The following is a 25,900-nucleotide window of genomic DNA, read 5'->3' as shown; positions in this document are numbered from 1 at the left end:
AGGCTACGCCTCGGCACGTCCGGCGACCACGGGTGGTGACGGCGGCACCCGCTCGTCGGAGGGATCGCCGGCGACCCCGGAGTACGCGATGAGCGGCCGTCCCGTCACGGGATGCTCCAGCACCTCGGCGTCGACGCCCCAGACGGCGCGGATCAGGGCGGGCTCGAGTACGCGTCGCGGGGCTCCGGATGCCACGACTAGGCCACCCTGCAGTACGACGACGTGGTCGGCGTAGGCCGCCGCCAGCCCGAGGTCGTGCAGCGCGGCGAGCACCGTGTGCCCCCGGGCGGCGAGCCGCCGCAGCAGGTCCAGACTCGAGAGTTGCGCCCGCACGTCGAGGTGGTTGGTCGGCTCGTCGAGGAGCAGCAGCTCGGGCTCCTGCGCCAGGGCGCGCGCGAGGTTCACCCGTTGGCGCTCGCCGCCCGACAGGGTCGAGTAGTCGCGATCGGCGAGCGGACCGAGGTCGAGCTCCTCGATCGACCGGGCGATGACCGCGTGGTCGCGTTCGCCGAGGCTCGACCACGCGCCGACGTGGGGCGTCCGGCCGAGTGCGACGACCTCGGACACGCGCAGGCCCGGCGCCTCGGCGACCTCCTGCCCCGCGAGGGCGACGCGACGCGCACGGTCGCGGCGGCGCAGGGTAGCGAGATCGTCGCCGCCGAGCGCGAGCGCACCGGCATCCGCTCGCTCGACGCCCGCGATGAGGTGGAGGAGGGTCGACTTGCCAGCGCCGTTCGGGCCGAGCAGGGCGCCGACCGACCCCGAGGGCACCGTGATGTCGACCCCGTCGACGATGAGGCGGTCGCCGCGGGCGAATCGGATGCGGGCCGCGTCGAGGCCGCCGAGCCCCGTCGGGCCGCCCGGCGAACCCTGTTCGCCGAGGCCGTCGAAGCGATTCACGAGAGCCTCCGTCCTCGGAGCAGCAGCACCGCGAAGACCGGTCCGCCGATGAGCGCTGTCAGGATGCCGACCGGCAGCTCACGTGGATCGAAGAGCGTTCGCGCGCCGGTGTCGGCCCACACCAGGAAGATCGCGCCCGCGAGCGCCGACAGGGGCAGCAGCGCGCGATGCCGGGAGCCGACGACGAGCCGCACCGCGTGGGGAAGGATCAGCCCGACGAAGCCGATCGAGCCGCTGACCGAGACGAGTGCACCGGTGAGCAGCGCGGTGCCCGTCAGGAGCAGCACCCGGCTGCGGCCCACGTGCACGCCGAGGGCGGCCGCCGCCGTGTCGCCGAACGCGAACGCATCGAGGGTGCGTGCGCTCGCGACGAGCGGGACGCCGACGAGCACGACGGCACCGCCCGCGATGGCCACCGAGGTCCAGTCGGTGCCCGCGAGCGAGCCCAGCAGCCAGTTCAGGATCTCGCGGTAGCTGTCGCCGGTGGCGCTCCAGAAGATGACGAGGCTCGTGATCGCGCCGAACACGCTCGTGACCGCGAGGCCGGCGAGCACGGTGCGGGTGGGAGTGAGCCGGCCCGCGCCGGCGCTCGCCAGGGCGAGCGTGGCGACGAGTGCGACCAGGGCGCCGACGAAGGCGGCGACCGGGAGCAGGAGTCCGACGCCGAGCACGATCACGATGACGGCGCCGACGGACGCGCCCGACGAGAGTCCCAGCAGGTACGGGTCGGCGAGGGGGTTGCGGGTGAGGGCCTGCATGACCGCACCGCAGAGTGCGAGGCCCGCGCCCACTGCGGCGGCGGTGAGGACCCGCGGCATCCGCAGCTCCCAGACGATGCCATCGCGCAATGGGGTCAGGGTCGGGTCACCGATGCCGAGGTGCGCGAGCACGCTCGCCCAGACGTCGGCGGGGCTGAGCCCGGCGGGTCCGACGGTGACGGTTACGACGACGGATGCCGCGAGCAGCACGATCAGGCCGGCGACCCAGAGCCCCGTGCGGAGGCCCGGCCGGGCGGGGGTCTCGAGACGCGTCGCCTCCGGCGGCGCTCCTCGACCCGCAGTGGTCGTATCGAGATCCGGATCGTGGGGGGTCTCGAGACGCGTCGCCTCCGGCGGCGCTCCTCGACCAGCAGAGGGCGCCATCAGTACCCCAGGCTCGCGAGCTGGTCGACGATCGACGCCACCGCGGCGACGTTGCGGACGCCCGCCTCGGTCGACGGGAAGTCGACCACGACGTACCGCTGCTGCTGCACGGCGGGCAGCGCCGCGGTGGCGGCGTTCTGTTCGAGGTGCGCGATCTTGCGTTCGGCCGTGTTCCACGGGGCGTCGACCAGCACGATGACGTCGGGGTTCGCGGCGACGATCGCCTCCCAGCCCATGGGGGTCCAGGTGTCCTCGACGTCGGCCGCGACGTTCTCGAGCCCCGCGGCCTGCATGATCATCTGCGGGGCGCCGATGCCCGCGCCCACGTAGGGCGTGTCCTCGCCCGACGAGTACCAGAGGGCGGTGAGGCCGGCGTCGTTCGGCTCGATGGCGTCGAGCTCGGCGCGCTGCTCGGCGACGAGGTCGGCTGCGGCATCCGGAGCACCGAAGATGGCCCCGGCCTCCTCGAACTCGCGGAACACCTCGTCGAAGGTCAGCGGATTCGGCATGTATCCGTCGCCCTTGCAGGCGGCCGGGGCGACGTACGTGGCGACGCCGAGCTTCGCGAGCGTCTCGCGATCGCCCGCGCCCTCGGCGGTGAGGTTCGACTCCCAGCCCGCGAAGACGAGGTCGGGTTCGGCCGCGAGCGTCGCCTCCTGCGACGGGACCTTGTCGGAGAGCACCTCGAGGCCGGATGCCGCGGGCTCGAACTCGTCTGGCACGGGCCCGTCCCTGAACGCGGTGCCGACGATGCGATCCTCGAGGCCGAGCGCCAGCATCAGCTCGAGCGTCGACGACTTGATGGTCACGACCCGCTCGGGCGCCGTGTCGAACGTCACCTCGGTACCGCAGTTGTCGATGGTGAGGGGGAATGCGGATGACGCCGGGCTCGCGGCATCCGTCTGGGTGCTCGTCTCGGCGGCGCCGGCAGTGGCGCAGCCGGCCAGCAGCAGGACGGCGAATGGGAGCGCGACGACCGCGGGGGTGCGGCGTGTGGGCATGGGGGCCTCCGGGACGTGTGCAAGTGGCGTTCCGACGTGGTCGGCGACTCGCAGCCCAAACCCGGGCCACACGCACCGATCAGATTCAGACCGGCGGTCGGCTCCATCGTAGACCCGCGGCGGGCCGCCGGTCACCTCCGCCGTCAGGTTCAGGCGAGGCCGAGCATGACGGATGCCGCGACCGCGAGCACGATCCCGGCGCCCTGCACCGCGTTGACGCGCTCGCGCAGCAGCACCCACGCGAGGAGCACGGTGGCGACGGGGTACAGGTTCACGAGCACCGCGACGACCGCCACGCTGCCGGCATGCAGCGCGATCATGAGCAGCACGTTCGCCCCGCCGATGAACAGGCCCGCCGTGGCGGCGAGGAGGCGGGCGCGACCGCGCTGCACGGTGTCGTCGACGCTCAGGTAGGCGGCACCGGGCGACGGAATCGGGGAGAGACCCGACGACGCGTGCGCGGGTTCGTGCGAATCGAGCACCGCGACGCTCCGGCGGACCGCGGGCACCGCACGCGCGAGCGCCATGAGCCCGGCGAGCAGCACGAACCCGAGCGGCGTGTCGAGGAAGACGGGAACCATCCCCGCGTCGTCGGGCACGTTGTCGAGCGCCACGGTGGCCAGGCCCAGGCACACGCCCGCGACGACGGCGAAGAGCACCGTGCGCGGACGTGCTCCGCGAGTCGTGACCCGGCGTTCGACGCCGATGAGCACCGAGCCGACGATCGCGAGCACGATGGCGATCCACGCGATCGGACCGAGGTGGTCGCCGAGGACGATGGCGACCACCACCGGCACGGCGGAGCTCAGCAGTGCCATGAGCGGCGACATGAGCGAGATCGGGCCGGCCGCGAGCGCCGCATAGAACGCCAGGAATCCGACCGCGGCGAGCACCCCGGCGATGAGGCCGCCGGCGACCGCCGCCTGGGACCAAGCCCCGCCCGTGACCAGCAGCGCGATGACGAGCACGACCGTCGCGAAGGCGTAGTTGATCGTGCTGGCGGCGAGTACGGGAATGCGGCGGGCGGCGACGCCGCCGAAGTAGTCGCCGACGCCGTAGAGCAGCGCCGAACCGAGCGCGAGCACGACGATGAGGATCACCACGACAGTCTGCCGTGACCCGCCGAGATTCGGTGCAGTCAGGCCGGACGCGACCGGACGACGTCGCCGAGGTCGATCGCGGCACCGGCGAGGGCCGCCGACGTCTCGAGGTCGCGCATCCAGAGGGGAACGGATGCCGCGAGCAGGCCGGCTTCCTCGAGCGGCCCGACCGCTGCGGCATCCGTCTCATCGACGAGCCATCCGTCGAGGAGCCCGCCCGACCGGCGCGAGCCGTAGTGGAGCCCGACCGCGTCGGCGGAGGTGTCGACGCCGATCACCGGGAGGCACGCGTCGGCCATCCCGCGCACGACCTTGCCGCCGATGATCGGGGAGACGCCGATCACGGGCGCGGACGTCGTCGCGATGGCGTCGCGGATGCCCGGCACCGCCAGGATCGTGCCGATCGACACGACGGGATTCGACGGCGCGAAGAGCACGAGGTCGGCGTCGGTGATGGCTTCGACGACGCCGGGAGCCGGGCGCGCGCGATCGATGTTCCGCTGTCGGAAGGCGATTGCGGGCAGCGTCGCACGGTACCTGGTCCACCACTCCTGGAAGTGCAACTCGCGTGTGCTGTGCGGCGTCTCGGGATCGGGGACCTCGACGCAGGTATCGACCTCGGTGTCGGTCGCCGGAATGAGTCGCACGCCGAGCGGCCAGCGGCGCTGCAGGCGCTCGGCCACCTCTGACGGCGTCGCGCCCTCACGCAGCCACGCCGTTCGCGCGAGGTGCGTGCCGAGGTCGAGGTCGCCGAGGGTGAACCACGGCCACCCCACACCCCATTCGCGGAGCTCGGCGGCGACGCGCTCGGTCTCGCCGGCCCGGCCCCATCCGCGCTCGGTGTCGTTCACGCCCGCGAGCGAGTAGAGCAGCGAGTCGAAGTCGGGCATAAGGCGCACGCCGGCGAGCCAGAGATCATCGCCGGTGTTCACGATCACGATGACCGACGCGTCGGGGTCTCGTCGCGCGCACTCCTCTCGCACGCCGCGCACGAAGCGCGAGCCTCCCACTCCGCCCGCGAGCACCGTGATCCGCACGGAGCCACTCTAGGGCGGCGGATTCGCGCCCGCGGCATCCGCTCGCTCTGGTAATCCCGGCGCGACGGGTACACCATGGATGCACGGAACCGCACCGGCGCGGGAGGCCTCATGAACTCGGTACCCACCTCGAACCACCGGACCATCGCCCTCGTGGGCGGAGCAGGCTCGGGCAAGACCACCCTGGCGGAAGCCCTGTTGCATCGCGCGGGTGCCATCCCGAGGGTGGGCACCATCGAGCAGGGCACGACGGTCTTGGACCATGAGCCCGAGGAGATCGCCAGAGGCACGACCCTCGGGCTCTCCCTTGCCTACCTGAGCTGGCCGACCACCGGCGACGAGGAGTGCGCCATCACGCTGGCCGACACGCCGGGGCGCGCGGACTTCGTCGGATCGCTCGACACGGCACTGGCGGCGGCGGATGTCGCGCTCGTGGTCGTGAGCGCCGTCGACGGCGTCACGGCGGGCACACGGTTCGCATGGAGCGCCGCGGAGGCCGCCGGAGTTCCCCGCATCGTCGTCATCACCCAGGAGGACAAGGCGCGCGCCGACTTCCACCGCGTGCTGGCCGAGCTTCGCTCCGCATTCGGCCAGCACCTGTGGCCGCTCGAACTGCCGCTCGGCGAGGAGCAGTCGTTCCACGGGGTCGCCGACGTGCTTCGCGAGCAGGCGCTCGACTACGACGAGACGGGCCACCATCACGACGGACCGGTGCCGGCCGAGGTCGCCGACGAGGAGCACCGGATGCACCTCGATGTCACCGAGGAGATCGTCTCCCACGACGACGAGCAGCTCGAGGCCTATCTCGAGGGCAAGGAGCCGTCGGTCGAGGAACTCGAGCGTTCGCTGGCCCGCGAGGTCGCGTCGGGCGGCGCGGTTCCGGTCGTCGTGTGCTCCGGCGTCACCGGCACCGGGGTCGACCGCGTCGCCGACCTGGTCTGCGCGCTGTCGCCGTCGGCCCTCGAGCGTGAGGCGCGAATCGTGATCGGTGGCGCCGACGACGGCACGGGTGGCACCGAACTCGAGGTCGCGCCGAACCCCGACGGCGAGACACTCGTGCACGTGTTCCGCACCGTGGCCGACCCCTTCGTCGGGCAGGTGTCGATGCTCAAGGTGCTCTCGGGCGTGCTCCGTCCGAGCGACCGGTTGCACAACGCGACCACGGGGGCCGACGAGCGCATCCACGGGCTGTTCCGGCTGCGCGGCGCCGAGCACCTGCCGGTCGACGTGCTGCGCGCGGGCGACGTCGGTGCCGTCGCCAAGCTGACGGGGTCGCCGTCGGGCTCCCTGCTGTGGTCGCGCGCGAGCGGCACCGCGCGCCCGGCGCCGCTGCCCAACCGTGCGGCCGTGTTCGCGGTGAGCCTCACGCCGGTCTCGCAGTCCGACGACGAGAAGATGTCGACGGCGCTCTCGCGGCTCGTGGCGGAGGATTCCACGCTCGTCATCGACCGGGCCGGAGACCAGACGGTCCTGCGCGGTCTCGGCGACATGCACGTGGCCGTCGCGGTGGAACGCCTCGCGCGCGTCTTCGGCGTGCACGTCGACACGGCTCCGGCGCCGGTGGCCTATCGCGAGACGATCGCCGGCTCGGCCGACGTCGAGGGCAAGCTGAAGAAGCAATCGGGGGGCCACGGGCAGTTCGCCGTCGTGCAGCTGCGCGTCTCGCCGCTCCCCCCGGGCGAGGGGTTCGAGTTCGTCGACTCGGTCGTCGGCGGAGCGGTGCCGCGCACGTACATCCCGGCCGTCGAGAAGGGTGCACGCGATGCGCTGGCGACGGGCGGACCGCAGGGGCATCCCGTCGTCGACGTGCGGGTCGAGCTCTACGACGGCAAGGCGCACTCGGTCGACTCGTCCGAGATGGCGTTCCGCACCGCGGGGTCGATCGGGGTGAAAGCGGCGCTCGCCGAGGCCGGCACGGTGCTGCTCGAGCCGGTGTCGACCGTCACCGTGACGGTGCCGCCCGAACTGCAGGGCACCGTGCTCACCGACCTGTCGGGTCGCCGCGGCCGGGTGAGCGCGACCGAGACCGCCGACGACGGCCGGGCGCGCGTGGTGGCGAGCGTGCCCGAGGCCGAGCTCGCCCGCTACGTGCTCGACCTGCGCTCCATGACGGGCGGCCAGGCCGAGCTGACCATCACGCCCGACCGGTACGTGAAGGCGCCGAACCCGGCCAAGGTCTGACCGTCCCTGCATCATCCCCCAGGCGGCGTTGCGGAGCCGCACCGAGCACGCTGGTCGACGAGCGACGTCTATGGAATTATCGAGGCGTATAATAACTGTCCTTATAAACGCATATGAAAGGTGATACGTGGAGGTCTACGGTTCGAATCCGTTTCGCCCCGGTGCCGGCCGTGTGCCACCTGAGCTTGCCGGCCGAGACGCGATACTCGATCAGATCGGCTCCGTGATGAGACAAGTTGTCGAGGAGTCCGAAGGCGACCGACCCGTAGTCATCTCGGGCCTCAGAGGAGTCGGTAAGACGGTGCTGCTCAACGAGTTCGTGCGGAACGCGCATGATTCGCGGAGTTGGATCGCCATCAAGGTGGAGGCGGTCGCGGGTGGCAGCCTGCAGCGAGCGCTTGCGCAAGCCCTCTACCTCGAACTTCGGAAGCTCGCGGGTCCGGGCGACCAAGTCCGCGAACGCGTCACAAGGCTGCTTCGAGTCTTCCGATCCTTCCAGATGAAGGTCGACCCGAACGGCACCTACTCGTTCGGCTTCGAAATCGATGCGATGCCCGGTCGGGCTGACACCGGCGACTTCGAGCGGGACATCCTCGACCTCTTCGAGGAGCTCGGCGAGACAGCGCGGGAACTCGGAATGGGAGTCATGGTAGCCGTTGACGAGTTGCAGGATGCGTCGAGGACCGACCTCAATGGATTGAACGTCGCGCTCCACACCTTGGGTCAGGCCCCGCGTCCGGTGCCGATCCTATTCATCGGAACCGGCCTGCCTTCCCTTCCGTCAGTCCTCGCAGATGCCACGAGCTATGCCGAACGCCTCTATGACTATCGGAGCCTCGGCCTATTGAGCGACTCCGAGACTACGGCAGCGCTCGTTCGGCCCGCAGAGGCGCGGAATGTCCAGTGGAACGATCAGGCGCTCGAGATTGCGCGGGAGGCGATCGGCGGGTATCCGTATTTCGCCCAGGCGTGCGGCAAGCATGTCTGGGAGGCGCGCGCCATCGCCGACCGCATCGATGAGGACGATGCGAGAGTCGGGATCCAGCTTGCGCGCGATGAGGTCGACCGTGGCCTCTATCAGTCGCGATGGGACCGAGCGACCCCTGCCCAACGGGAGATGATGAAGGCGATGGCTCTCGACGGTGGCGAGCCTTCCGCGATCCAGGAGCTTGTTGCCCGAACAGGCAAGGCCCGCACGAGTGACCTCTCGGTCTCACGGAATGAGCTGATCAAGAATGGCCATATCTTCGCGCCCGACCGTGGCTACGTGGCGTTCACTGTTCCGGGAATGGCGGACTTCATCACCCGCAAGTACTTGGATTAGTTCGCTTCCGCACACTGCTTCGGCACTCATCCACGGCGCTCAGTAGCCGCGCCACGCCAGGCGCTGCGCGGCGGCAGCGAGAGCGTCCGCCACCTCCTCGGTGCCCGAGCGGAGCGCGCCGACGGTGACGCGCACGAAGTCGCCGCCCGTGCGAGCACGTATGCCGTTCGCGGCATCCATCGGTTCCGTTGCCGCGAGGAACGGCGTGCCCGCGGCGACGCGGATGCCCGCGGCCGCGAGCTGCACGAGCGCCGATCGCTCGCTCAGCACCGGCATCCAGAGGTTGATGCCGTCGGCGGGCACCACGTCCACGCCGCGGGCCCGCAGAGCGTCGCCGAGGGCTCGCTGGCGCGTGTAGTACTGCCGCCTGGCGTCCGCCACGGCGCCGATGGCCGTGGGGTCGGTGAGCAGGTCGAGCAGGATCGTCTGCAGCATCCGGGATGTCCAGCCCGGGCCGAGCATGCGGCGGGCGGTGATGCGGTCGATGAGCTGGCGCGGGCCGCCGAGCGCGGCGATCCGGAGGTCGGGGCCGTGCGACTTCGAGAAGCTGCGCACGTGCACGACCCGACCGGGCAGCGACGTGCCGAGCGAGACGTCGCCCTCGGTCGAGATGAGACCCGAGTGATCGTCCTCGATGACGATGAGGTCGTCGACGTCGGCAGCCGAGCGGATGACGCGAGCGAGGTCGGCGGCGCGCTCGGGTGTCATCGACGCGCCCGTGGGGTTCTGCGCGCGCGGCTGCAGCAGCACGGCGACCGGACGGAGACGGAGGGCGCGCGCGAGCGAGACGGGAAGCACGCCGTGCTCGTCGAGCTGCACGGGCACGGCCTCGACGCCGAGCACGTCGAGCAGGTCGAGGAACGGCGGGAAGCCGGGACTCTCGACGACCACCCGGTCGCCGAAGCGAAGCACCTCGTCGAGCGTGCGCGAAATCGCGTCGAGCGCCCCGTCGACGACCATCAGGGCCTCGGGTCGCGTCGGCAGCGAGTCCGCGAGCACCTCGGCGAGGGCCGGGATCACCGGTTCGGCCTGGTAGCTGCCGGTCTCGGCGCGGGTCGAGACGCGCGAGAGCGCCGGTCCGATCGCCGGCAGGAGGAGTGGATCGGGCGTGCCGCGTGACAGGTCGAAGCGTACCGGGTCGTTGGGCGGTGCCATCCCGCGCATCCGGGGTGCGAGCCAGCCCGGCGACGTCTGCCGCACGAAGCTCCCCGCTCGACCGCGCGACTCGATGATGCCCGCCCGCGAGAGCGCCTGCCAGGCCTGGCTGACGGTCGCCGGGCTCACTCCCAGTTCGGTGGCCAGGTCGCGCACCGTCGGAAGGCGCTTGCCCTCGGCGAGCTCCCCGGTGTTGACGAGGCGGGCGATGACTCCGGCGATTCCACGCGGGCTCGTGTCGGGAAAGGCCGTGCGTGTCATCAGGGGCGGCAGATCCGCACCGATATCCGACATGACCGTTGCCTCCTCACGACGCACAGGACATGATCATTAACCACAGCGTCACGGAGTGAAACACAAGAGAAATGTTCACGCCGAACAATAACAGAAGAGGCACACCCCCCTTCGGCACACCGATCCACCCCTCGACGCCCTGACACCGCCCGGTGCACCGACGCACCGGGCGACGGCAACGGCGCCGACCGACTCAGGAGGCAACATGACGATCGTCCGAGCAGCCATCACGCAGACGACGTGGACGGGCGACAAGGAGTCCATGCTCGACAAGCACGAGCAGTTCGCCCGCCAGGCCAAGGAGCAGGGCGCCCAGGTGATCTGCTTCCAGGAGCTGTTCTACGGTCCGTACTTCGGCATCACCGAGGACGTGAAGTACTACGACTACGCCGAGCCGGCCGACGGCCCGATCGTGCAGCGCTTCGCAGCGCTCGCCAAGGAGCTCGGCATGGTGATGATCCTCCCGATCTACGAGGAGGACCAGCCCGGCGTCTACTACAACACCGCGGTCGTCGTCGACGCCGACGGCACGATCCTCGGGAAGTACCGGAAGCACCACATCCCGAACCTCGACAAGTTCTGGGAGAAGTTCTACTTCCGGCCCGGGAACCTGGGTTACCCCGTCTTCAACACGGCCGTCGGCCCGGTGGGCGTGTACATCTGCTACGACCGGCACTTCCCCGAGGGATGGCGCGAACTGGGACTGAACGGCGCGCAGATCGTCTTCAATCCGAACGCCACGAAGCCCGCGCTGTCGAACCGCCTGTGGGAGATCGAGCAGCCGGCCGCCGCCGCCGCCAACGGGTACTTCGTCGCTGCCCCCAACCGGGTCGGCACCGAGGACAACGAGTACGGCGACCTCGCCGTGACGTTCTACGGCTCGAGCCAGTTCGTCGATCCGCGCGGCAACCTCGTGGGCGACTACGGCTCCGACGAGCATGAAGAGGTCGTGATCCGCGACCTCGACCTCGACCTCATCCGCGAGGTGCGCAACACGTGGCAGTTCTACCGCGACCGTCGCCCCGACTCCTACACGGCCATTCCCAAGCCGTAGTCCACTCCGGGGGTTGAGGAGCGCCGAAGGCGTGTCTCGAAACCCTCAACGACCGGTTTCGAGACGGATGCTCCGCGTCCTCCTCAACCCGCAGACCTGAAGGAGAGCTCCACACATGACGACAACCCTCATCTCCGGCGGAACCGTGGTGAGCGCGACCGGGCGCGCCGCGGCCGACGTGCTCATCGACGGCGAGACGATCCGGGCCGTGCTCGAGCCCGGGAGCACACTGCTGGGCACGGATGTCGCGGCATCCGTCGACCGGGTCATCGACGCGACCGGCAAGTACGTGATCCCTGGCGGCATCGACGCGCACACGCACATGCAGTTGCCGTTCGGCGGCACCGAGGCATCCGACACCTTCGAATCGGGCACCCGGGCGGCGGCGCACGGCGGCACCACGTCGATCATCGACTTCGCGGTGCAGACGTACGGGCAGCGCATCGAAGACGGGCTGGCCGCCTGGCACGAGAAGGCGTCGGGCAACTGCGCGATCGACTACGGGTTCCACCAGATCGTCGGCGAGGTCAACGACGCGTCGCTCGCCGCGATGAGGAGGCTCCCCGACGAGGGCGTGTCGAGCTTCAAGCTCTTCATGGCGTATCCGGGGGTGTTCTACTCGGATGACGCGCAGGTGCTGCGTGCGATGCAGGTCTCTCGGGACACCGGCATGCTGACGATGATGCACGCCGAGAACGGTCCGGCGATCGACGTGCTCGCGGCGCAGCTCATCGAGCAGGGGAAGACCGATCCGTACTACCACGGCATCGCCCGCGCGTGGGAGATGGAGGAGGAGGCCACCCACCGGGCGATCATGCTCGCGAAACTCACGGGCGCGCCGCTCTACGTCGTGCACGTGTCGGCGAAACAGGCCGTCGAGCAGCTCGCCTGGGCACGCGACAAGGGGCAGAACGTGTACGGCGAGACGTGTCCGCAGTACCTGTACCTCTCGCTCGAAGACCAGCTCGGTGCGAAGAGCGACGAATGGGGCGCCTTCGAGGGGGCGAAGTGGGTCTGCTCGACGCCGCTGCGAAGCCGCGAAGAGGGCCATCAGGACTCGATGTGGCAGGCGCTGCGCACCAACGACCTGCAGATGGTCTCGACCGACCACTGCCCGTTCTGCATGAAGGACCAGAAGGAGCTCGGGCTCGGCGACTTCCGCAAGATCCCGAACGGCATCGGCTCGATCGAGCACCGCATGGACCTCATGTACCAGGGCGTCGTGACCGGTGAGATCACGCTCGAGCGCTGGGTGGAGCTCACGAGCACCACGCCGGCCCGCATGTTCGGCCTCTACGGCACGAAGGGGGTCATCCAGCCCGGCGCCGACGCCGACATCGTCGTCTACGACCCGAACGGCCACACGTCGATCGGGCTCGAGAAGACCCACCACATGAACATGGACTACTCCGCGTGGGAGGGCTACGAGATCGACGGCCACGTCGACACGGTGCTCTCGCGCGGAAAGGTCGTCGTGGACGGCGACGAGTACCTCGGCGCGAAGGGCGACGGCCGCTTCCTCAAGCGCGGCCTGAGTCAGTACCTCATCTGAACACCCCTGCGGGTTGAGGAGGCGTGTCAGCGCCGTCTCGAAACCCGAACCCGATGGTTTCGAGACGCCGCCTGCGGCGGCTCCTCAACCCACAGAACACGAAAGGAGCACGGGATGGAATTCGGAGCGGTCCTCCAGACCAACCCGCCGGCGTCCCGCACCGTCCAGCTCGCGAAGCTCGCCGAGGTGCACGGGTTCACGCACGTGTGGACGTTCGACTCCCACATCCTGTGGCAGGAGCCTTACGTCATCTACAGCCAGATCCTGGCCGAGACCGACCGCATCAAGGTGGGCCCGTTCGTGACCAACCCGGCCACGCGCGACTGGACGGTGACGGCGTCGGTGTTCGCGACCCTCAACGAGATGTTCGGCAACCGCACTGTCTGCGGAATCGGGCGGGGCGACTCCGCCGTGCGGGTCACCAACGGCAAGCCCACCACGATCAAGGAGCTTCGCGAGTCGATCCACGTGATCAGGGAACTGGCGAACTCGCGTCCGGTGGAGTACAACGGGTCGACGATCCAGTTCCCGTGGAGTCGCGGATCCGAGTTGGAGGTCTGGGTCGCGGCGTACGGGCCGATGGCCCTGACCGTGGCTGGCGAGGTGGGCGACGGGTTCATCCTGCAGCTCGCCGACGTCGACATCGCCGCCTGGATGATCAAGCATGTGCGGGATGCCGCGGAGGCGGCGGGCCGCGACCCGATGTCGGTCAAGTTCTGCGTGGCGGCGCCGTTCTACATCGGCGACGACTGGGAGCACATGCGCGACCAGTGCCGGTGGTTCGGCGGCATGGTGGGCAATCACGTCGCCGACATCGTCGCGAAGTACGGCAAGCACGGCACGGTGCCCGACGCCCTGACCGACTACATCAAGGGCCGCGAGGGCTACGACTACAACGAGCACGGGCGAGCCGGCAACGTGCACACGGACTTCGTCCCCGACGAGATCGTCGACCGCTTCTGCCTGTTCGGCACGGCCGACCAGCACATCGACAAGCTGAGGCAGCTGGCGGAACTCGGCGTCGACCAGTTCGCGGGCTACCTGCAGCACGACAACAAGGAGGAGACCCTCCGCGTCTACGGGGAGACCGTGATCCCCGCGATGTCCGAGCACATCACGGCCAAGGCATGACGACCGTCCAATCTGCTGGTCGAGGAACGGGCGAAGCCCGTGTCTCGAGACCCGGCGAGCCGGGCGACCGAAGGGTCTCGAGACGCCCTTCACGCTCCTCGACCCGCCGGCTCCTGACCGTGCTGTGGGGGGTCGTCGGAATCCTCGTCGTCGTGCTCATCTGGGAGGGCTACAAGCTGCTCGCCCCGGCCGATGGCGTGGTGATCGGCGGTGCCCGCGTGCTGCCCCGGTCGACCGACCTCGCGATGCCGCACGTCTGGGACATGCTCGCCCGTCTCGCCGAACCGGTCACACGCTCGGCTTCGGCGCAGCCGCTCTGGCTCGTCATCACCCTCGGAGCGCTCACGACGCTGGGGATCGCCGCGGTGGGTTGGCTTGTCGGTCTCGTCGTGGGGATCGGGCTCGCCCTCGTGATGCAGCGCTGGCGCATCGCCGAATGGGGCCTGCTGCCGTGGATCGTGCTCAGTCAGACCGTTCCGCTCATCGCCTTCGCGCCCGTGGTGAAGAGCTGGGGCTCGAGAGTCGAGATCGGCTCCTTCCAATGGCAGGACTGGATGTCGGTCGCCCTCATCGCGAGCTACCTCGCGTTCTTCCCCATCGCGGTCGGAGCGCTGAAGGGGCTCCAGTCGCCCGACCGCATCCACGAGGAGCTCATGCACGTGTACGCGGCCGGCTACTGGTCGACGCTCGTCAAGCTGCGGTTCCCGGCGGCGGTTCCCTACCTGCTCCCAGCACTCCGGCTCGGGGCCGCCAACGCCGTCGTCGGCGCCGTCGTCGCCGAGGTGTCGACCGGCCTGCAGGGTGGCATCGGGCGCCTGCTCATCCAGTTCGCCGGCCAGGCGTCGGGCGACCCGGCGAAGGCATGGGGACCGATCTTCGGCGCGATCGTGCTCGGGCTCGTTGCCGCGGGCTCCGTCGCACTGCTCGGCGTCATCCTCAAGAACTACCGACGAACGGAGGAGGCCGCATGAGCCTTCACGAGTCCCAGACCGGCCCCGGGTTTCGAGACGGCGCCGGCGCGCCTCCTCAGCCCGCGGAGGCCGCGGTCGAGGTGAGCGGTGTCGACAAGGTGTTCCAGACCCGTGCCGGCGACGTGCACGCGCTCGAGTCCGTCGACCTCAGCGTCGCAGCCGGTGAGTTCGTCTCGCTCATCGGCCCGAGCGGCTGCGGCAAGTCGACGCTCATGCGGCTCATCGCCGATCTCGATGAGCCGAGCGTGGGCAGCGTCACCGTCTTCGAGAAGTCGGCCAAGCAGGCTCGACTCGACCAGGAGTACGGCATCGCGTTCCAGTCGGCCGGCCTCCTGCCCTGGCGCACGGTGTCGGCGAACGTCGCCGTTCCGCTCGAGCTGCATGGCGTGGCATCCGCCGCCCGTTCCTCCCGCGTGGCAGAGCTGCTCGAGATGGTGGGCCTCGCCGATTTCGCCGACCGTTATCCCGATCAGCTCTCGGGCGGCATGCAGCAGCGCGTCGCGATCGCCCGCGCGCTCGCCGAGCAACCGCGACTGCTGCTCATGGACGAGCCGTTCGGCGCCCTCGACGAGATGACGCGCGAGAAGATGCAGACCGAGCTGGTGCGCATCTCGGCCGAGACGGGGGCCGCGGTCGTGTTCGTGACGCACTCGATTCCCGAGGCCGTGTTCCTCTCCGACCGCGTCGTGGTGATGTCGCCGCGGCCCGGCCGCATCCGCGAGATCGTCCCGATGCGGCTCGGTGCCGACGCCAGACGGGCTGCGCGCACTGAAGAGCTGCGCGAAGAGCGCGCGTTCTTCGACATGGTCACTGCGGTGCGCGAGGCCCTGCACGGCGGCTCCCCGGTGGCGTCCGGCGCCCGCGGAGTGGAGACGAGATGACGGCCACCGCGTCCGTGCCCGTGGGCGACCGACGACCCGGTTCGCGACGCATGAGCCCGCGCACCGAGACGACCCTGCGCGTCGTCGCGCCCATCGCCGTGGGGCTCATCGTGCTCGGCATCTGGCAGTTCCTCGTGAGCGTCGTCGGTGTCTCCGACTACCTGCTGCCGAGCCCCGCCTCGATCATCGAGGAGTTCATCGCCTACTGGCCGTCGATCGCGGCGGCGATGCTCATCACGGGCATCAACTCGCTCGTCGGCCTGATCGTGGGTTCCATCCTCGGCATCCTGCTCGCGGCCCTCGCGGCCCGCTGGCGGGCGATGGACCAGATGAGCGCCCCGCTGGTCGCGGCGCTGGCGGTGATCCCGATCGTCGCCCTGGCGCCCGTGCTCAACTCGATGTTCGGCGCCGACAGCCAGTTCGGCCGCCAGGCGATCGCGGCGCTCGCGTCGTTCGTGCCGGTGTTCCTGAACACGCTGCGCGGCTTCCGGCAGACGCAACCAGTGCACCGCGACCTCATGAAGGCGTACGCCGCGACGTCGGGTCAGGTCCTGCGCACGCTCACCCTTCCGACGGCGCGACCGTTCATCCTCACGGGCATCCGCATCGCCTCGTCGCTCGCCGTCATCTCGGCACTCGTCGCCGAGTACTTCGGCGGCCCGCGCGGTGGGCTCGGTGCGCAGATCTCGACGTCGGCCGCGTCGAGCGCATACGCGCGGGCATGGGCCTACGTCGTGGCATCCATCGTGCTCGGCCTGCTCTTCTACCTCGTCACGCTCGGCCTCGAACGGCTGCTGCAGCCGCACGCTCCTCGAAGGGGGCCGCGATGACCACCCGCCCCGAGACCCCCACCACCGCACGCACCGAGAACAGGAAGGCACTGACATGAACCACAGCAGACGTCGCCTCGCGACGATCGGAGGGCTCGCGCTCGCGGCATCCCTCGTCTTCACCGCATGTTCGGCCGGCGGCGGGTCGGGTGAGACCGACGGCGCCGACGGCGGCGGCGGCGACCTCACGCCGGTGAAGCTCCAACTCCAGTGGCTGCCCCAGGGCCAGTTCGCCGGTTACTTCGCGGCCCAGGAGCTCGGCTACTTCGAGGAGGAGGGTCTCGACGTCGAGATCATCCCCTCGGGCGGCGACATCGTGCCGCAGGACGCGCTCGCGAACGGCGACGTGGACTACGCGATCGCCTGGGTGCCGAAGGTGCTCGGCTCCATCGAGCAGGGCGCCAACCTCACCGAGATCGCACAGATCTTCCAGCGCTCGGGCACGCTGCAGGTGTCGTGGGCCGATTCGGGCATCACCTCGGTCGCGGACTTCGAGGGGAAGAAGATCGGATCGTGGGGCTTCGGCAACGAGTGGGAGATCTTCGCGGCCATGGCCGATGAAGGACTCGATTCGACGACCGTGCAGATCATCACGCAGGACTTCAACATGAACGCGTTCCTGCAGGGCGACATCGACGCGGCTCAGGCGATGACCTACAACGAGTACGCGCAGCTCCTCGAGACGGTGAACCCCGACACCGGCGAGCTCTACCAGCCCGAGGACTTCAACGTCATCAACTACGAGGACACCGAGGGCGCCATGCTCCAGGACGCGATCTGGGCCGACACCGAGCGTCTCGAGAACGACGAGGAGTACCAGGACACCACGGTCGCGTTCCTCAAAGCCGTCATCAAGGGCTGGATCTACGCGGCCGAGAACCCCGAGGAGGCGTCGGAGATCACCATCGCCGCCGGCTCCGGCTGGGGCCCGAGCCACGAGCTCTGGATGGTCAACGAGACCAACAAGCTCATCTGGCCGGCGCCTGACGGCATCGGCGTGATCGACGAGGCGGCGTTCCAGAAGACGGTCGATGGCGCGCTCGCGGCCGTGAACGAGACCGGCGCCCGTCTCATCACCGAGGAGCCGCCGGCGACCGCCTGGACCAACGAGTACATCCAGCGGGCGCTCGACGAGCTCGAAGGCGAAGACCTCGACCTCACCGGAGAGGGCTTCGAGCCGATCGAGGTCGAACTCCAAGAGGGCGGCAACTGAACCCTCCCATCGCTGATCGAGGAGCGCCGCCGTCGGGCGACGCGCATCGAGATCCGGCTCCCATCGCTGATCGAGTTGCGCCGCCGTCAGGCGACGCGTATCGGGATCGATCGCCGGTCTCGGTACGGTCCGGCTGCGCCGGGCGCGCTCCTCGATCACCGGATGCGAGAACATCCCCCGAATGAAAGGCAAGGAAGCCATGACCAATCTCGCCGAGGACCTCGACGAGCTCGCCCGCACGCTCGATCGCGATCACGTGTTCCACTCGTGGTCGGCGCAGTCCCAGCTCTCGTCGCTCGTGGTGGCGAGCGGGCGCGGATGCCGCGTCTGGGACCACGCCGGACGTGAGTACCTCGACTTCTCCAGCCAGCTCGTGAACGTCAACATCGGCCATCAGCATCCGGCCGTCGTGCAGGCGATCCGGGAGCAGGCGGAGCTGCTCACGACCATCGCGCCCTCGACCGTGAACCTCGCCCGGGGTGAGGCCGCCAAGCGCATCATCCACCGCGCGCCGTCGGGCTTCCACAAGGTGTTCTTCACGAACGGCGGCGCCGACGCGAACGAGAACGCCATCCGCATGGCGCGCCTGTACACCGGGCGCGACAAGGTCCTGTCGACCTACCGGTCGTACCACGGCAACACGGGGGCCGCGATCGTCTCGACCGGCGACTGGCGCCGCATCCCGAACGAGTACGCGCGCGGGCATGTGCACTTCTTCGGTCCCTACCTCTACCGTTCCGAGTTCTGGTCGACGACGCCCGAGCAGGAGTCGGAGCGCGCGCTGCATCATCTGCGTCGAGTGATCGAGGCCGAGGGCCCGTCGACGATCGCGGCGGTGCTGCTCGAGACGGTGCCCGGCACCGCCGGCATCATGCTGCCCCCGCCGGGGTACCTGGCGGGCGTGCGCGAGCTCTGCGACCGGGACGGCATCATGCTCATCCTCGACGAGGTCATGGCGGGCTTCGGCCGAACCGGCCGGTGGTTCGCGCTCGACGGCTATGACGTGCGCCCCGACCTCATCACCTTCGCGAAGGGCGTGAACTCGGGCTACATCCCGGTGGGCGGGGTCGTCATCTCCGATCCGATCGCGGCGATGTTCGACGACCGCGTGTTCCCGGGTGGGCTCACATATTCGGGGCATCCGCTCGCGATGGCCTCGATCGTGGCGGCACTCGACGCGATGGAGTCGGAGGGCATCGTCGACAACGCCCGCGTCATCGGCGAGACCGAGATCGGCCCGGCGCTCGCCGAGCTCGCCGACAAGCACGCGGTGATCGGCGAGGTGCGCGGCGAGGGCGTGTTCTGGGCGATGGAGCTCGTCGCCGACCGCGACTCACGTGAGCCGCTCCCCGCGGCCGTGATGGGGCGTCTCAAGTCCGCGATGGTCGAGCGCGGGCTCCTGCCGTTCGTGCAGGACAATCGAATCCACGTGGTGCCGCCCTGTGTGGTCACCGCCGACGACGTCGCCCAGGCCATGGCGATCTACGATGAAGTATTGAGCACTGCGCTCGAAGGAGAGGCTGACTCATGAGCCAGACAATGACTGAAACCCAGGCTGCCGCCGCCGGCACAGAGACCGTCGACCACTGGATCGACGGGGCATCCGTCGAGGGGTCGTCCGACCGCAGCGGACCGGTGTACAACCCCGCCCAGGGCGTCGAGACCAAGCGCGTGCGCTTCGCGTCGACGGAAGACGTCGACCTCGCGGTGCAGGCCGCCGCCCGCGCCTTCCCCAAGTGGCGCGACACCTCGATCGCGAAGCGGCAGGCCGTGATGTTCAAGTTCCGCGAGCTGCTGACGGCACGCAGCGATGATCTCGCCGCGATCCTCACGAGCGAGCACGGCAAGGTGCTGTCGGATGCTGCGGGCGAGATCGCGCGCGGGCTCGAAGTCGTCGAGCTCGCCTGCGCCATGCCGGGGTACACGAAGGGTGAGTACTCCGAGAACGTGTCGACCGGAATCGACGTGTACTCCGTTCGTCAGCCGCTCGGCGTCGTGGGCATCATCAGCCCGTTCAACTTCCCGGCGATGGTGCCGCTGTGGTTCTTCCCGCTCGCGATCGCCACCGGCAACACCGTGGTGCTGAAGCCGTCGGAGAAAGACCCGTCTGCCGCAGTGTGGCTCGCGAAGCTCATGCAGGAGGCCGGCCTTCCCGACGGCGTGCTGAACGTCGTCCACGGCGACAAGGTCGCGGTCGACGCGCTGCTGGAGCATCCGACCGTCCGTGCGATCTCGTTCGTGGGTTCCACGCCGATTGCGCAGCACATCTACACGACCGCGACGGCGAACGGCAAGCGGGTGCAGGCGCTGGGCGGTGCGAAGAACCACATGCTCGTGCTGCCCGACGCCGACCTCGACCTCGCGGCAGACGCGGCGGTGAACGCCGGCTTCGGGTCGGCGGGGGAGCGCTGCATGGCGATCTCGGCGCTGGTGGCGGTCGACTCCATCGCCGACGAGCTGGTCGAGAAGATCCGCGAGCGGATGTCCCGGCTGAAGACCGGTGACGGCACGCGCGGCTGCGACATGGGTCCGCTCATCACGCGCGAGCACCGTGACAAGGTCGCCGGTTACGTCGACGTCGCGGCATCCGACGGTGCCACCGTGGTGGTCGACGGACGCGACCCCGACGTCGACGGCGACCCCGACGGGTTCTGGCTCGGCCCCACCCTCGTCGACAAGGTGCCGACGTCGTCGGCGGTCTATCGCGACGAGGTGTTCGGCCCGGTGCTGTCGGTGCTGCGGGTCGACGGCTACGAAGACGGCGTCGACCTCATCAACTCGAGTCGCTACGGCAACGGCACCGCGATCTTCACCAACGACGGCGGCGCGGCACGCAGGTTCCAGCGCGAGGTGACGGTCGGCATGGTCGGCATCAACGTGCCCATCCCCGTGCCGGTGGCGTACCACTCGTTCGGTGGGTGGAAGGACTCGCTGTTCGGCGACGCCAAGGCATACGGCGCGCGCGGGTTCGACTTCTACACGCAGGAGAAGGCCATCACGTCGCGCTGGCTCGACCCGAGCCACGGCGGCCTGAACCTGGGGTTCCCGCAGCACGACTGAGAGCGCGGTCGTCACGCAGACGGGAGCGCGTCGCGCAGCATCTCGAGCGCGGCGCGCACCGTCTGGTGCACGACCTCCGATGGTTCGCCCTCGAATCGGAGGTGGGCGTCGCGGATGTCGCCACGTACCGTGACCGCCGCGTAGACGCTTCCGGCGGGTTCGTCGCCATCGGGCTCGGGGCCCCCGACGCCCGTCACGGCGACGGCGGCGTCGGCATCGAGCAGCTTCGCGACGCCGGTCGCGAGTTCGCGCGCGCACTGCGTCGAGTTGACCGAGTCGGCCCGAACCCCGAGGACCTCGCGCTTCACGGACTCCGCGTAGGCGACGAGGGCCCCGCGGTACCACTCGGATGCCTCGGGTGCCGCGCCGAGCGCGTTCGAGATGCCGCCCGTGGTCAGCGACTCGGCTGCGGCGACGGTCATGCCAGTCGCGCCGGCCCGCCGAGCGATCTCCTCGGCGATGTGCGCGAACTCCTCTGCCGGATCCTCCACGTGTCCCCTCCTCGGTGGTCCTCGGTCGTTCAGTGGTCGATGCGCCGACCCGTGGCGAACGCGGCGATCGCGGCCTGCGCCGCCGGCGTCTCGATCGCGGCGCCGATGGTGCGTGCCTCGTCGTCGAGCGCGTCCTGGAAGTCTCGGGTGAGCCCCGAGCGCATGAGCCGCTTGGTCTGCCCGAATGCGGCGGTCGCCCCGCTCAGCCACGAGTCCGCGATCTCCCGGGCTCGCGTGTCGAGTGCGTCGGGTGCGACGACCTCGGCGACGAGTCCCCAGTCGAGCGCCTCGCTCGCCGAGAGCGTGCGTGACGTGAGCGTGAGCTCGAGCGCTCGACGCGTGCCGATCGCCTCGGGCAGCAGGGTGCTCACGCCGCAGTCGGGCGTGAGTGCGATGTCGGAGTACCGGCTCGCGAAGGTCGCGTGATCGGATGCCACGATGATGTCGGCGACGAGCATGAACCCGAGCCCACCCCCGGCGACCGGACCCTGCACGGCCGCCACGATCGGCTTCGTGCTCTCGCGGAGCACGCGGTGGCCGTCGTGGATGCGGTCGGCCAGCGCGCGCACGACCTCGCCGGTGCTGTGGGCGGATGCGTCCCCGCGCCCCTCACCCGACCCCAGTGCCGACATGGCCAGCACGTCGCCGCCGGCGCAGAAGGCGCGTCCGTTCGCATCGAAGAGCACGGCGAGGATGTCGTCGCGGTCGGCGATCTCGTGTGCGAGCGACTGCCACAGGCCGATCGCCTCGGGATCGACGGCGTTCAACCGCGCCGGCCGGTTCAGGGTGAGGTGGGCGAGCCCATCGGTCACGTCGAACAGGATCGCGTCATCGCTCATGGAGGTGGAGTCTAGTGAGGTGGTCTGAGGCGTGAAGGCCGCGACCACTTCTGAGGACGTCGGCTACAGCCCAGGCGGCCGACGACCGCTGATTCGGTGAGGGATGGTTTCCGCGGTTCAATCGATTGGTGAGCATCGCAGTGAGCACGCCGACGATCCATGACCTCGAACACGTGGCACGTGTGCTGGGCGGGTGGCAGCGCGACGAAGGGCCGCTGCAGCTCCATCCTGGTGATCTGGGCTGGTACTCCAGAAAGGGCGCTGCCGCGACTGCGGCGGCACTCCGCATCTGGTCGGCAGGGAGCCAGATCCTCGCCGTCGGGCTGCTCGACGGTCCACAGCTTCTGCGCATTGCCGTCGACCCTGATCAGGGAACGGCAGAACAGCTGGCACGTCACCTCGCCATCGACGTGGACGACCCGCAGCGCGGTGTCCTCGATGCCGGCCACGCAACGATCGAAACGCGAGGCGCCGAGCGATTGTCGGGGTTGCTCGTGGAGCATGGATGGCAGCCGGATGAGTTGTGGACGTCACTGCGTCGCGATCTCTCCGAACCGGTGCCAGCCACCGCTGTACGTGTGGAGACCATCGGACTGAGCCAAGCCGATGCGTTCGTCGAGGTTCACTCGTCGGCATTCCGGGACACCCCGCTCACCCCTGAGGAACGAAGCGCGTACGCGAGAAGGTGGCGAACGATGACCACGGGTCCGTTCAGAGCCTCGGCGCGCACCTTGGCCGCCTTCGATGATCGTGGCCAAGCTGTGGCCGTCGTCACGGTATGGTCGGCAGGGCCAGGTCGCCCCGGGCTGGTGGAACCGATGGGAGTGCGGCGAGACCACCGAGGCCATGGCTATGGCACCGCGATCACCATGGCTGCTGCGTCGGCTCTCCGCGAAATGGGTGCATCCAGCGCCGTCGTGGGCGCCGAGAGCTCGAACCTCGGGGCGGTGGCGACGTATCTCGCTGCCGGATTCACGGCGGGTCAGCAGGTCGCCGACCTGCGCCGCACCGCCTGAGAGCGAACACTCGGGGCAGCGCGGGTGCGCAGGCTCGGCCGACCACGCTCGGGCTCGGGTTGGTCGGGGTCGTTGTGCCGGTGGCATCCGACCTCGATGCCCTCGTCGACCGCCTCGGGTCCGCCGACGTCACGCACGAGCGAATGGATGGCGCACCGAGCGTCGCCGAGCCACGGCGGACGCCGGTGGTCTTCACGGTCGTCGCCTGAGCCATCGTTGAGTCAGGCGGTGGCGCGGGTCTCGGCCAGGCGCGCGGCGCGCGTGACGAGCGCGTCGACGACGGTGCGCACGGCGAGTCGCTCTGCGACGTCGGGGCGCATCAGCGCCACGATCAGGCGCGACGACTCCACGCCGCGGATCGGCTTCAGCACGATGCTCGACGGAACCCGGCTCGAGGTATAGCGCGGCACGAACGCGATGCCGAACCCGGCCTCGATGAACGCCTCCATGATGCGCATGTCGCTGAAGCGCTGGCTCACCGTCGCGCGTCGCCCGGCCTGCTGTTCTATTGCGTGGAGGATGCGCTCGAACGGGTACCCGGGCGGCACGCCGAGCCACGTCTCGTCGACCAGGTCGGCCGGCGTCACGTAGGCCCGGCCGGCGAGTCGGTGGTCGGCGGGCAGGCCGATGTCGAGCGGCTCGGTGAGGAGCGGCACAGCCGTGAGCCCGCGACCGCCCCACGGCAGCACGCCGGGCATGGTGTGGGCCAGCACGATGTCGTAGTCGGAGGTGAGATCGGCGAACTCGGCGAGTTCAGGGTCGAGGTCGGTCGCCTCGACCTCGAGGTCGGGGACCGCCTGCAGGTCGGTGAGCGCGCCCGGAAGCACGGCGGCGCCCATGGTGGGGAACGTGAGCAGCGTGACACGGCCGCTGGGATCATTGCGGAACTCGTCCCACAGGGCCGAGGCGCGCTCGAGCGCCACCGCGACGTCGGCGGCACTGCGCGCGAGGGCCTCGCCGGCGCTCGTCAGCACCAGGCCGCGGCCGCTCCGCTCGGTGAGCGGCATGCCGGCCTCGCGTTCGAGCACCTTGAGCTGCTGCGACACGGCCGACGGAGTGCGCCCGGTCGCCTCTGCGACGGCGGTCACGCTGCCGCGCTCGGCGAGTTCTCTCAGCAGGTCGAGCCGTCGCACATCCATGTAGTAATGCTACATCGTCCATGAAGCATCGTGAGCTTGTGCTGCAAAGTTTCCTGCGCAACAATAAGTACGTCGAACACGTGCAACGGCGCATCCGTCGCTCGACGAACAAACGCCACTTCTTCGAAAGGAACCAACGTGTTCACCGTCATGCTCATGCTTGGCATCGTGTCCGCCGTCGGTATCGTCAGCTCGTTCGTGGTCACCGGCCGCGACGGCTACCGTCGCCAGCCGCGCGAGACGTTCGCGAAGACCGTCTAGGTCGTCGCCAGCGCACCGGCACCGTCCCGATGCAGGGCCGTTTCGTGGGGGAGGGACACTCCGCGACACGGCCCTTCGTCGTTCCAGCCCGTACGACTCCGGCGCCGCAACGGCTGGGTGCGGCATCCGACTCTGACGTCGGAGCGCCGCCGACGTAGAGTATTCGGGTGACCATGACGCCTCTCAACAGCACCGACGCGCGTCGGCGGCTCATCGACCACATCTCGGCCGATGCGGTGTTCCATGGCGACTTCACCCTGACCAGCGGCAAGAAGGCGTCGTACTACGTCGACCTCCGCAAGGTCAGCCTCGATCACCGAGTGGCCCCGCTCATCGGCCAGGTCATGCTCGATCTCATCGCAGAGATCCCCGATGTCGCCGCCGTCGGCGGCATGACCATGGGTGCCGATCCCATCGCGGCCGCGGTGCTGCACCAGGGTGCCGCGCGCGGGCTCGCCTACGACGCCTTCGTCGTGCGCAAGGAGCCCAAAGACCACGGCCGCGGCAAGCAGGTCGAGGGTCCCGATGTCGCGGGAAAGCGCGTGGTCGTGCTCGAGGACACCTCGACGACCGGCGGCTCGCCGCTGAAGGCCATCGAGGCGCTCAACGCCGCCGGCGCCGAGGTGGTCGCCGTCGCCGTCGTCGTCGACCGGAACACCGGTGCTCGCGAGGCCATCGAGCAGGCTGGTGTGCCGTACCTCGCCGCCATCGGCCTGGAAGACCTGGGACTGCCCTGATGAACGACGACGGCAGAGAGCGTCACGACGGCACGGAGCCCGACGACACCGACTGGTTGCTCGCACAGCTCGCGAACGCCGGTATCGACGAGCAGGAGGAGCCCGACGTCGAGCCGGCCATCGAGCCGATGGCCCAGGTGGATGCCGCGCCCGACGTCGCTCCGCAGCAGCGAGTCGCCCCGCCAACGGCTTCGCAGCCTCCCCTCGAGGCGGCGTCCGAGCCGCCGTCGCAGGGCGAGGAGGTGCTCGACTGGTTCTCGGTCGCGGATGGGCCGGCTGCGTCGAATGCCGACGATGCCCGATGGAGCCCGCCCTTCACGATCGACGAGCCCGGCGAGGCGCCGCCGGCGCCGGCGCCCGCGCGGCCGGCAGCCTCAGCTCCGCCCGGTCCGGTCACCCCCACGGCCCCGTTCGCACTCACGTGGAAGGCCGGCGACCTCGAGTCCGAGGACGCGATCCGTGAGGCGTTCCATGGCGCGTCCGACCCGGTTCCGCCCCAGCAGGCTGTGCCACCGCACCAGCCACCGGTGGCGCGTCAGTCCTTCACGCCGCCCGCGCACCCCACGGCGCCCATCACCGCCCCTGCCGGGT

24 protein-coding genes and 1 pseudogene are annotated in these 25,900 nt (G+C 69.8%); 16 read left to right on the top strand and 9 right to left on the bottom strand.

All coding sequences use genetic code 11. The annotated features are described in order from the left end of the window. Nucleotides 1–3: 3 nt before the first annotated feature. From HUS56_RS01215 to cofD, 5 genes are all read right to left on the bottom strand, one after another. Nucleotides 4–900, bottom strand: coding sequence for an ATP-binding cassette domain-containing protein (locus HUS56_RS01215; RefSeq protein ID WP_173921595.1), 897 nt, complete (start codon nucleotides 898–900; stop codon nucleotides 4–6). Further along, nucleotides 897–2,042 carry a putative F420-0 ABC transporter permease subunit gene (locus tag HUS56_RS01210; RefSeq protein WP_173921594.1) on the bottom strand — a complete coding sequence of 382 codons (1,146 nt, stop codon included), beginning with the start codon at nucleotides 2,040–2,042 and terminating at the stop codon, nucleotides 897–899. The genes HUS56_RS01215 and HUS56_RS01210 overlap by 4 nt, the downstream gene beginning before the upstream one ends. Then, nucleotides 2,042–3,043 (bottom strand): putative F420-0 ABC transporter substrate-binding protein, encoded by a 1,002-nt coding sequence (locus tag HUS56_RS01205; RefSeq protein WP_173921593.1) that lies wholly within the window; start codon nucleotides 3,041–3,043, stop codon nucleotides 2,042–2,044. The genes HUS56_RS01210 and HUS56_RS01205 overlap by 1 nt, the downstream gene beginning before the upstream one ends. A gap of 149 nt (nucleotides 3,044–3,192) precedes the next feature. Continuing rightward, nucleotides 3,193–4,143, bottom strand: coding sequence for an EamA family transporter (locus HUS56_RS01200; protein WP_173921592.1), 951 nt, complete (start codon nucleotides 4,141–4,143; stop codon nucleotides 3,193–3,195). A 38-nt stretch (nucleotides 4,144–4,181) separates the two neighbouring features. Then, nucleotides 4,182–5,180, bottom strand: coding sequence for a 2-phospho-L-lactate transferase (gene cofD, locus HUS56_RS01195; protein ID WP_173921591.1), 999 nt, complete (start codon nucleotides 5,178–5,180; stop codon nucleotides 4,182–4,184). Nucleotides 5,181–5,255: 75 nt separating this feature from the next. Between cofD and HUS56_RS01190 the strand changes: the two genes are divergently transcribed. Together HUS56_RS01190 and HUS56_RS01185 are read left to right on the top strand one after the other, a co-directional pair. Further along, complete coding sequence (locus HUS56_RS01190; RefSeq protein ID WP_371808282.1) at nucleotides 5,256–7,361, top strand: elongation factor G; 2,106 nt, start codon at nucleotides 5,256–5,258, stop codon at nucleotides 7,359–7,361. A gap of 127 nt (nucleotides 7,362–7,488) precedes the next feature. Then, nucleotides 7,489–8,685, top strand: coding sequence for an ATP-binding protein (locus tag HUS56_RS01185; RefSeq protein ID WP_173921590.1), 1,197 nt, complete (start codon nucleotides 7,489–7,491; stop codon nucleotides 8,683–8,685). A 39-nt stretch (nucleotides 8,686–8,724) separates the two neighbouring features. On the opposite strand, the gene HUS56_RS01180 is transcribed toward HUS56_RS01185, so the two are convergent. Continuing rightward, on the bottom strand, nucleotides 8,725–10,134 hold the full coding sequence (locus HUS56_RS01180) for a PLP-dependent aminotransferase family protein (RefSeq protein ID WP_254431229.1): 1,410 nt from the start codon (nucleotides 10,132–10,134) through the stop codon (nucleotides 8,725–8,727). 205 nt (nucleotides 10,135–10,339) lie between these two features. Here HUS56_RS01180 and HUS56_RS01175 point away from each other — a divergent pair, with 205 nt between their 5' ends. From HUS56_RS01175 to HUS56_RS01135, 9 genes are all read left to right on the top strand, one after another. Continuing rightward, nucleotides 10,340–11,188, top strand: a complete 849-nt coding sequence (locus tag HUS56_RS01175; protein ID WP_173921589.1) for a nitrilase-related carbon-nitrogen hydrolase — start codon at nucleotides 10,340–10,342, stop codon at nucleotides 11,186–11,188. A gap of 115 nt (nucleotides 11,189–11,303) precedes the next feature. Then, complete coding sequence (hydA, locus tag HUS56_RS01170; protein WP_173921588.1) at nucleotides 11,304–12,740, top strand: dihydropyrimidinase; 1,437 nt, start codon at nucleotides 11,304–11,306, stop codon at nucleotides 12,738–12,740. A 114-nt stretch (nucleotides 12,741–12,854) separates the two neighbouring features. Continuing rightward, the gene (locus tag HUS56_RS01165; protein ID WP_173921587.1) at nucleotides 12,855–13,871 is read left to right on the top strand and encodes a TIGR03842 family LLM class F420-dependent oxidoreductase; all 1,017 of its coding nucleotides are present in this window, start codon (nucleotides 12,855–12,857) and stop codon (nucleotides 13,869–13,871) included. Between the two features lie 119 nt (nucleotides 13,872–13,990). After that, nucleotides 13,991–14,842, top strand: a complete 852-nt coding sequence (locus HUS56_RS01160; RefSeq protein ID WP_371808281.1) for an ABC transporter permease — start codon at nucleotides 13,991–13,993, stop codon at nucleotides 14,840–14,842. Further along, complete coding sequence (locus HUS56_RS01155; protein WP_173921585.1) at nucleotides 14,839–15,723, top strand: ABC transporter ATP-binding protein; 885 nt, start codon at nucleotides 14,839–14,841, stop codon at nucleotides 15,721–15,723. Before HUS56_RS01160 ends, HUS56_RS01155 begins: the two co-directional genes overlap by 4 nt. Continuing rightward, nucleotides 15,720–16,553, top strand: a complete 834-nt coding sequence (locus HUS56_RS01150; RefSeq protein ID WP_173921584.1) for an ABC transporter permease — start codon at nucleotides 15,720–15,722, stop codon at nucleotides 16,551–16,553. Before HUS56_RS01155 ends, HUS56_RS01150 begins: the two co-directional genes overlap by 4 nt. A gap of 55 nt (nucleotides 16,554–16,608) precedes the next feature. Continuing rightward, on the top strand, nucleotides 16,609–17,766 hold the full coding sequence (locus tag HUS56_RS01145; protein WP_173921583.1) for an ABC transporter substrate-binding protein: 1,158 nt from the start codon (nucleotides 16,609–16,611) through the stop codon (nucleotides 17,764–17,766). 199 nt (nucleotides 17,767–17,965) lie between these two features. After that, nucleotides 17,966–19,297: an aspartate aminotransferase family protein gene (locus tag HUS56_RS01140; protein ID WP_173921582.1), complete on the top strand. Its 1,332-nt coding sequence runs from the start codon at nucleotides 17,966–17,968 to the stop codon at nucleotides 19,295–19,297. After that, entirely contained in the window at nucleotides 19,294–20,826 is a 1,533-nt protein-coding gene (locus tag HUS56_RS01135) for a CoA-acylating methylmalonate-semialdehyde dehydrogenase (protein ID WP_254431228.1), read from the top strand. The genes HUS56_RS01140 and HUS56_RS01135 overlap by 4 nt, the downstream gene beginning before the upstream one ends. 11 nt (nucleotides 20,827–20,837) lie before the next feature. On the opposite strand, the gene HUS56_RS01130 is transcribed toward HUS56_RS01135, so the two are convergent. After that, nucleotides 20,838–21,317 carry a CinA family protein gene (locus HUS56_RS01130; protein ID WP_254431227.1) on the bottom strand — a complete coding sequence of 160 codons (480 nt, stop codon included), beginning with the start codon at nucleotides 21,315–21,317 and terminating at the stop codon, nucleotides 20,838–20,840. Between the two features lie 29 nt (nucleotides 21,318–21,346). Continuing rightward, entirely contained in the window at nucleotides 21,347–22,156 is an 810-nt protein-coding gene (locus HUS56_RS01125; RefSeq protein ID WP_173921581.1) for an enoyl-CoA hydratase/isomerase family protein, read from the bottom strand. Between the two features lie 128 nt (nucleotides 22,157–22,284). On the opposite strand from HUS56_RS01125, the gene HUS56_RS01120 reads away from it, so the two are divergent. Next, entirely contained in the window at nucleotides 22,285–23,172 is an 888-nt protein-coding gene (locus tag HUS56_RS01120) for an N-acetyltransferase (protein WP_173921580.1), read from the top strand. Nucleotides 23,173–23,231: 59 nt separating this feature from the next. Next, nucleotides 23,232–23,381 carry a hypothetical protein gene (locus HUS56_RS01115; protein ID WP_173921579.1) on the top strand — a complete coding sequence of 50 codons (150 nt, stop codon included), beginning with the start codon at nucleotides 23,232–23,234 and terminating at the stop codon, nucleotides 23,379–23,381. Nucleotides 23,382–23,393: 12 nt separating this feature from the next. Here the strand turns inward: HUS56_RS01115 and HUS56_RS01110 are convergent, their stop codons facing one another. Continuing rightward, on the bottom strand, nucleotides 23,394–24,311 hold the full coding sequence (locus HUS56_RS01110; protein ID WP_173921578.1) for a LysR family transcriptional regulator: 918 nt from the start codon (nucleotides 24,309–24,311) through the stop codon (nucleotides 23,394–23,396). Between the two features lie 138 nt (nucleotides 24,312–24,449). Here HUS56_RS01110 and HUS56_RS17405 point away from each other — a divergent pair, with 138 nt between their 5' ends. The 3 genes and pseudogenes from HUS56_RS17405 to HUS56_RS01100 form a co-directional block, all read left to right on the top strand. Beyond that, entirely contained in the window at nucleotides 24,450–24,572 is a 123-nt protein-coding gene (locus tag HUS56_RS17405; protein WP_256368771.1) for a hypothetical protein, read from the top strand. A gap of 173 nt (nucleotides 24,573–24,745) precedes the next feature. After that, nucleotides 24,746–25,309 carry an orotate phosphoribosyltransferase gene (gene pyrE / locus HUS56_RS01105; RefSeq protein ID WP_173921667.1) on the top strand — a complete coding sequence of 188 codons (564 nt, stop codon included), beginning with the start codon at nucleotides 24,746–24,748 and terminating at the stop codon, nucleotides 25,307–25,309. Then, nucleotides 25,309–25,900, top strand: a pseudogene (locus tag HUS56_RS01100) (hypothetical protein); the annotation flags it as partial. The gene pyrE and the pseudogene HUS56_RS01100, both read left to right, overlap by 1 nt.

The organism is Agromyces sp. Marseille-P2726 (assembly GCF_902809835.1).
Classification (GTDB): domain Bacteria; phylum Actinomycetota; class Actinomycetes; order Actinomycetales; family Microbacteriaceae; genus Agromyces.
Note: the sequence above shows the minus strand (reverse complement) of the source record. Positions and strands in the feature narration are given on the sequence as shown.